Here is a 7,355-nt window from a genome sequence, read left to right as displayed (position 1 = left end):
ACCTGGCCCAGGATCACCTCCGACACCTCGGCGGCGTCGGTGTGGGCGCGCGACAGCGCCTCGCGGATCACGGCGGCGCCGAGCTCGTGGGCGGGAACCGCCGCAAGCGACCCGTTGAAGCTGCCGATGGCGGTGCGGGCCGCACCGGCGATGACAATCTCGGTCATGGTCCTTGCTCCCTTTAAGCCGCGGCCTTGCCGATGCCGGCGAGGCTGCTGTGTGCCGCGATCACGGTGCCCGCCCCGGCCCGATGGATGCGGTTCACTTCGTTGAAGGCACGGATCTGCGCCTGGCTGACATGGGCGAAATGCTCAGCCGCCTGCGTGGCGAGCGCATCGGCCACGATAGCGGCCTGCGGTCCCGCCGGCAGTTCGACGGAGATCTCGATGGTGACGGGGACCGTCACGGTGACGGTCGTGCGATTGGACATGGTCGTGGTTCCATCTGGCGGATCGCGGCGGCAGCGGCCTTCCGCGATGAAAATTCAGGGCTCTCAGGCCGTTACCGGCATCGTCCCGACGTCGGGCGGGACAATCAGCTCGGCCGCGGTCGCCTCGACGACCTCCGCCACCGAGCGGCCGGGAGCGACCTCCCGCAGCACCAGCCCACGGTCGGTCGGCTCGATCACCGCCATCTCGGTGACCACCAGATCGACCCGGCGCACCGCGGTCAGCGGCAGCGTGCAGCGCTTCAGGATCTTCGGCTCTCCCTTGGCCGTGTGCGTCATGGCGACGATCACCCGCTTGGCGCCGGACACGAGGTCCATGGCGCCGCCCATGCCGGGAACCATCTTGCCGGGAACCATCCAGTTGGCGAGATGCCCCTCCTCGTCCACCTGAAGGCCGCCGAGCACGGTGACGTCGAGATGGCCGCCACGGATCAGTCCGAAGGACATGGCGCTGTCGAAGGAGGCGGCACCGGGAATGGCGCCGATCGGGCTGCCACCGGCATCGGTCAGGTCCGCCGATGCGGCCCCGTCTTCCGGCAGCGCCTGCATGCCGATGATGCCGTTCTCCGACTGGAAGAAGACGTCGATCCCGGCCGGAAGATAGCGCGCCACCAGCGTCGGCAGGCCAATGCCGAGATTGGCGAGGTCGCCGTCCTTGAATTCCAGGGCGACGCGCTTGGCGATCAGGGTCTTGTCATCCATGGGACCGCTCCTTGGCAACCAGATAGTCCACCAGCACATTGGGCACGCCGACCGCGTCGGGCGGCACGACGCCCACCGGGACGATGTCGTCGGCCTCCGCGATGACGGTCTTTGCGGCCATCGCCATCAGCGGGTTGAAGTTGCGCGCGGTGAGGGCGAATTCGAGGTTGCCGCGGTAGTCCGCGCGCTTGGCGTTGATCAGCGCGAAGTCGGCGTGCAGCGGCGGCTCCAACAGGAAGTCGCGTCCGTCGACCTCGACCGTGCGCTTGCCCTCCGCCACCACCGTGCCCACCCCGGTCGGGGTCAGCACGCCGCCGAGGCCGAAGCCGGCGGCGCGGATGCGTTCGGCCAGCGTTCCCTGGGGCACCAGCTCGACCTCGGTCTCGCCGGCGATCATCTGGCGCTGCGTCTCCGGGTTGGTGCCGATGTGGCTGGTGATGACGCGCCGGACCAGCCGGGCGGCGACCAGCTTGCCGATGCCGACGCCCTGGCGGGCGGTGTCGTTGCCGATCACCGTCAGGTCGCGCTTGCCCTGGCGGACGATCTCGTCGATCAGGCGGGGCGGGGTTCCGACGCCCATGAAGCCGCCGATCATCAGCACGGCTCCGTCGGGGATGCGCGAGACCGCGTCCTCGAGATTGACAAGTTTCTTCATGACGATCCTCGCTCGGCACAGCCGTCCCCCGTCGGCCTCCGCGGCAATGCGGCGGCCGGTGGAGCGCGGCTTGCGCCCGTGGATGTTTTTTGGTGAAGGCTTTCTGAAAGCCGGAAGGGGCGGCAGCGGGGCGGGACGCCGGGTCGCCGCCCTCTGCCGCGGCCGGTCAGGCCGCGCGGTCGGGAATGTCGAGGTCGAGGAGCGCCGACGCCAGGCACTTGCCATGGGCGTCGAGCGCCAGCGAGCGGGTCACACCGCCGCCGAGCGCCTTCTGCATCACGAAGTTCAGCGCGCCGATGCCGGGAATGGCGTGGCGTACGACCTCGCCGTGCACGACCTCGCGGAACAGCTCCTTGACGCGCTCCGGCGTGACGGCGGCCTCGATGAGCGGATAGTCCTTCTCGTCGAAGGCGATGACGGAGATGTTGGAGATGTCGCCCTTGTCGCCGGTGCGGGAATGGGCAATGTCACGGAGTTTCATGTCAGGCCTCCACATAGTCGATGGCGGGCTTTGCCAGGTCGCGCGGCAGCAGGGCCGAGAGCATGGCGACCACGTCCTTGGCCGACTTGGTGGCGCCTCCGCCGCTGGCCGGGCCGTTGGTGTAGAGGGTTTCCACCTCGTTGCCGATGCGCACCGCCTCCTTCAGGCTGTCGGTGCGGCCGACCACGCGGACCCGCACCTCGTAGGGCTCCTGCCCGCCGGCGGTGGAAAGCGCATCGCCGTGGATGGAGTTCACGCCGATCAGGTCGAAGCGCAGTTCGGTGGTCTGGACGCCAGTCAGCTTCAGGCGTTCGCGCACGATCTCCAGCGCCAAGCGGCCACGGGCGAGCGCGCCGGGACCGGCATAGGAGATCTGGCCCTCGCCGATGTAGCTGTCGAGATAGCCGACGGAGACCTTCAGCGTCTCCGGCCGGGCGCGCCCGCCGGCCCCGGCCACCCGCACGCGGTCCGGCCCCTCCTGTGTGAAGGTCACCTTGGAGAAGTCGGCGACCACGTCGGGGGTGAAGTAGGTCGAAGGATCATGGATTTCGTAGAGCAACTGCTCCTTGCAGGTGGCCGTGGTCACGGCGCCGCCGGACCCCGCCACCTTGGTGATGACGGCGCCGCCGTCCTCCTGCACCTCGGCGATCGGGAATCCGAGCCGGGCCAGGTTGGCGACGTCCTTGACGCCGGGATCGGCGAAGTAGCCGCCGGTGACCTGCCCGGCGCATTCCAGCAGGTGGCCGACGACGGTGCCCTTGCCCAGCCGGTCCCAGTCCTCCATCGACCAGCCGAACTCGACGATCTGCGGGGCGAGGAAGAGGGCCGGGTCGGCGACGCGGCCGGTGATGACCACGTCGGCGCCAGCCTTCAGCGCCTCGACGATCGGCGCCGCGCCGAGATAGGCGTTGGCCGACACCAGGGTGTTGCCCATGGAGGAGACCGGCGCGCCGGTTTCCTCGATGCGGTGGCTGCCGGACTTCAGCGTCTCCAGCACGTCGTCGCCGGATACCGCGGCGATCTTCAGGCCGCGCAGGCCGAGCGACTGCGCGATCTCCCGCGTCTTGGCCGCCGCCGCCACGGGGTTGGCCGCCCCCATGTTGGTGATGATCTTGATGCCCTTGGCATGGCACAGCGGCAGGACGGCCTGCATGCGCTCGGCCAGCAGCGGGTCATAGCCCTTGGCCGGATCCTTCAGCTTGGCGCCCTGCGCGATGGCGATGGTGCGCTCTGCGAGGCATTCGAAGACGAGGTACTGGATGTCGCCCTTGTCTGCCAGTTCGACGGCCGGCTCGATGCGGTCGCCCGAGTAGCCGGCGCCCGATCCGATGCGGATGGTCTTCATGATGTGCTCCTGTGTGCGCTGGAACCCGGCGGGTCAGAAGGGGATGACGCCGAGGATCGCCGCGGCGATGGTCATGACCACGGAGGCGGCAAAGAGGTAGGGGATCGAGAATTTCTGATGCTCGCCCAGGCCGATGCCGCACAGGCCGACGACGAGGAAGGTGGCCGGGGTGAGCGGGCTGACCGGGAAGCCGACGGTCATCTGGCCGAGCACCGACGCCTGGGCGATCTGGATCGGGTCCCCGCCGAGCGTCTTATAGACCTCGGCGATCACCGGCATCATGCCGAAATAGTAGGAGTCCGGATCAAACAGCAGGCTGAGCGGCATCGACAGGATGCCCAGCGCGAACGGGATGTGCTGGGCCATGTCCGGCGGGACGAAGGCGACGGCGGACTGGGCCATGGCGGTCAGCATCTTGGTGCCGCCCATGATGCCGGTGAAGACGCCGGCCGCCAGCAGGATGCTCGCCATCATCAGCGCCGCCTTGGCATGGGCGTCGACGCGCTCCTTCTGCATCTTGACGTCGGGGTAGTTGATCATCAGCGCCACCACGGTGCCGATCATGAACATCACCACCGGGTCGACGGCCCCCTCGATCATCACGCCCATGATGAAGAGCGTGAGGATCAGGTTGACCCAGAACAGCTTCGGGCGGCGGATCTTGATCTGCTCCGGCGTCAGCACGCGCGGCGCCGGTCCGACCGGGGCGCCGTCGCCGCCGACGCCGGCGGTCGCCGTGTTGAGGCCGAGGCGGCGCTCCTCGCGCTTGCCGAGCAGGAAGGCGACGGTGAAGATGAACAGCAGCCCGATGCCCTGCACCGCGATCAGCGGATTGAAGATGTCGGTCACCGGAACCTTGAGCGCCGCGGCGGAGCGGATCATCGGGCCGGTCCAGGGCAGGAAGTTGACGCCGGCCGCCATCGACACGCACAGCGCCAGGATGCGCTTGTCCATCCCCAGCCGCTCGTAGAGCGGCAGCATCGCCGGAATGGTGATGAGGAAGCAGACCGCGCCCGATCCGTCGAGATGGATGAGCAGGGCCAGCAGGGTCGTGCCCATGGTGATGCGCGCCGGCCGGGTACCGACGACGCGCAGGATGCGGTCGATGATGGGATCCATCATCCCGGCATCGGTGACGACGCCGAAGAAGATGATGGCGAAGACGAACATGCCGGCGGTGGGCGCGATGGCGCGGATGCCGGAAATGATGAACTTGCTGGTTTCGAGACCGAAGCCGCCTGCTAGCGCTGCGATGATCGGCACAGCGATCAGCGCGACAAGAGGCGACATCCTGTTCGTCATGATGACAATCAGCAAAACCACGATGGTGATCAAGCCGAGTATGGCGAGCATGGGACCTCCGCTATGTCTAGTGTTATTGTTTATGTTCTTCTTGGGCTGTCTTTTTTCGCCTTGTGCGAATGGTTTCGCGGTACGGCCGGCGGCAAACCGCTCCCCTTCGCGGAATCTACTCCGGCTTTCTCAGGAAATTTCTTTCCCTTTACCGAAGTGGCCCGGTCGCGAAGCGTCTTATGATTTTGCCGTCTTGCCGTTCAGTGGCGGACCAGCGTCCGTGATTGACATCGTATGAAGGCACAATAAGATTAGGGAAATGAATTTGCTATATCACGGTAATCCGTTTCTTTTATGAGAGGCGCGCCATGCTGCAGGGAGTGAGACACATCAAGGCTTTCGTCGCCGTGGCGCGGCTCGGCAGCTTCACGAAGGCTGCGGCGGAGGTCAATGTGTCGCAACCGGCGCTCACCGTGCAGATCCGCCAGCTCGAGGAAAGCCTGGGCGTCCGGCTGTTCGACCGCAACAAGCGCCAGGTGGTGCTGACCCGTGCCGGCCGCGACCTGCTGCCGGCCTTGCAGCGGGTGATGAGCGAACTGGAAGCCGTGATGAGCGCCAGCCACGATCTGGCGGGGCTGCGGCGGGGATCGGTGTCGGTGGCCACGCTGCCTTCGGTCGCCGCCGGGCTGCTGCCGATCGCCATCCGCCGCTTCGCCGCCGCCCACCCCAACATCGACGTGAAGGTCAGCGACGTCGTCGCCGAGCGGATCATCCAGCTCGTCAAGGCGGAGGAGGTGGATTTCGGGATCGGCAGCCGGGTCGGGCCGGATCGCGACGTCGAGGTGACCGATTTCCTCTGCGACCGGATGTGCGCCTTCTTCCCCACCGACCATCCGCTGGCCGGCCGGCGGCCGCTGCTGCTGAAGGATGTCGCGGCCTTCCCGCTGATCCTGACGGCACGCGGCACCAGCGTGCGCTCGCTGATCGAGCGGGCGCTGGAGAAGGAAGGGCTGGAGATCAGCCTGTCCTGCGAGGCGAACTACATGTCGACGGCGGTCGGAATGGTGCGTGCGGGGCTCGGCGTATCGGTCCTGCCGGAATCGGCGGTCGACGCCGCGTCCTGCGAGGGCATCCTGGTCGAGCCGATCCATACGCCGGGACTGGTGCGCAGGATCGGCTTCATCCGCAAGGCCAACCGCTCTCTGCCGCTGGCGGCGGAGCGCTTCGTCGACTTGCTGCGGGAAGTCGCCGGGCCGGCGCTCACCCATTTCTCCAGCTTGGACGGGCGCCCCCGCGAGGGATAGAGTCCGTCTGGTGCTTATTGAAGCACCAGACGGACTCTAGGCTTTTGGTTTTCCGTGTGAGTCACGTTTCAAGCGATACCGCTTGAAGCGATCACACTCTAAAGCCGGTCGTTCCCCTTCCCGCCCGCCGCGGGGTTTTGAAAGAACCCGGCATCGTCGAAAAGCTGGATCAGCCGGCTTCCCGCGGGCGGAAGCGCCCGCCCCTCGCGCACGATCAGGCAGGCCCGGCTCGTCTCCAGGATGGGGTTGGCGATGGGGACGGCGACCAGTTGCAGCGCGGCCAGTTCCGGCGCGACGGCGTGGGCGGACAGGAAGGTTACGCCGAGCCCGGCCAGGGCGAAGCGCTTCAGCGGCGCCACCGTGTTGGCGACGAAACAGGGACGCAGCTCGATCCCCTCCGCATCGGTCGCGGTCTGGACGAGCGCCCGCAGCCCCGTCCCGGGCGCGGCGAGCGCGCAGGCGTGGGAGGCGAGCGCCGGCAGGGACAGCGGCGCCGGCAGGGCGGCCGCGGCGTGACCGGGCGCCATCACGGCGCGGACCGGTTGCGGCCGCTGGCGGACGACGCGCACCGCGGCACTCGCGGGCGGCGAGAATGCCAAGCCGAAATGGCAGTGGTCCTCGGCGACGGCCCGGACGGCGTCGCTCGCGCCGCCGACCTCGACCGCCACCTCGATGCCGGGGTGGTGCCGGCAGAAGGCGAGCAGCACGGTGTCCATGAAGGCGTCGACAAGGCCATCCCCGACCATGATGCGCAGGTGCCCGCGCTTCAGTCCTTCCAGTTCGGCCAGCCGCATCCGCAACGCGTCGTCGCCGGCGCCGCGTTCCCTGCAATAGTCCAGGACCAGACGGGCCGCGTCGGTCGGGACCACGCCGCGGCCGCGCCGCTGCAGCAGGGGAACGCCGAGCTCGGCCTCCAGGTTCGCGACCTGCCGGCTGATCACCGAGGGCTCGACATTGCACTCCTCCGCGGCGGCGCGGACCGACCCGGTCCGCAGAACCGCCATGAAGTAGAAAAGCTGCTTGCTGCTTGGGCCGAGAGGCATCAGGCACACGACCATGCGGTGGATCATTGATCGGATCGTTGACCGGATCACAACGGATCATCGGATTTTTCGTCATTGTAAGCA

Annotated in this window: 9 protein-coding genes; 1 reads left to right on the top strand and 8 read right to left on the bottom strand. The window is 67.7% G+C overall.

What is annotated here, in order from left to right:
* From J2850_RS30460 to J2850_RS30430, 7 genes are all read right to left on the bottom strand, one after another.
* Positions 1 to 167 (bottom strand): thiolase family protein (locus J2850_RS30460; RefSeq protein ID WP_484793073.1); only part of this gene is annotated, 167 nt, incomplete at its 3' end.
* Between the two features lie 14 nt (positions 168 to 181).
* Positions 182 to 430 carry a hypothetical protein gene (locus tag J2850_RS30455; protein WP_209991001.1) on the bottom strand — a complete coding sequence of 83 codons (249 nt, stop codon included), beginning with the start codon at positions 428 to 430 and terminating at the stop codon, positions 182 to 184.
* A gap of 63 nt (positions 431 to 493) precedes the next feature.
* The gene (locus J2850_RS30450; RefSeq protein WP_209990999.1) at positions 494 to 1,150 is read right to left on the bottom strand and encodes a 3-oxoacid CoA-transferase subunit B; all 657 of its coding nucleotides are present in this window, start codon (positions 1,148 to 1,150) and stop codon (positions 494 to 496) included.
* A complete protein-coding gene (locus J2850_RS30445) occupies positions 1,143 to 1,805 on the bottom strand; it encodes a CoA transferase subunit A (RefSeq protein ID WP_209990997.1) in 663 nt (220 codons plus the stop codon). The genes J2850_RS30450 and J2850_RS30445 overlap by 8 nt, the downstream gene beginning before the upstream one ends.
* A gap of 166 nt (positions 1,806 to 1,971) precedes the next feature.
* Entirely contained in the window at positions 1,972 to 2,286 is a 315-nt protein-coding gene (locus J2850_RS30440) for an AtuA-related protein (RefSeq protein WP_209990994.1), read from the bottom strand.
* Between the two features lies 1 nt (position 2,287).
* Positions 2,288 to 3,631 carry an acyclic terpene utilization AtuA family protein gene (locus J2850_RS30435; protein WP_209990992.1) on the bottom strand — a complete coding sequence of 448 codons (1,344 nt, stop codon included), beginning with the start codon at positions 3,629 to 3,631 and terminating at the stop codon, positions 2,288 to 2,290.
* A 33-nt stretch (positions 3,632 to 3,664) separates the two neighbouring features.
* Positions 3,665 to 4,984 (bottom strand): CitMHS family transporter, encoded by a 1,320-nt coding sequence (locus tag J2850_RS30430; protein WP_209990989.1) that lies wholly within the window; start codon positions 4,982 to 4,984, stop codon positions 3,665 to 3,667.
* A 308-nt stretch (positions 4,985 to 5,292) separates the two neighbouring features.
* Between J2850_RS30430 and J2850_RS30425 the strand changes: the two genes are divergently transcribed.
* Entirely contained in the window at positions 5,293 to 6,228 is a 936-nt protein-coding gene (locus tag J2850_RS30425) for a LysR family transcriptional regulator (protein ID WP_209990987.1), read from the top strand.
* Positions 6,229 to 6,326: 98 nt separating this feature from the next.
* Here J2850_RS30425 and J2850_RS30420 read toward each other — a convergent pair whose 3' ends face one another.
* The gene (locus J2850_RS30420) at positions 6,327 to 7,298 is read right to left on the bottom strand and encodes a LysR family transcriptional regulator (protein WP_209990985.1); all 972 of its coding nucleotides are present in this window, start codon (positions 7,296 to 7,298) and stop codon (positions 6,327 to 6,329) included.
* Positions 7,299 to 7,355: the final 57 nt, after the last annotated feature.

The organism is Azospirillum picis, from assembly GCF_017876115.1.
GTDB classification, from domain to species: domain Bacteria; phylum Pseudomonadota; class Alphaproteobacteria; order Azospirillales; family Azospirillaceae; genus Azospirillum; species Azospirillum picis.
This window is presented reverse-complemented; position numbering and strand designations above follow the sequence as displayed.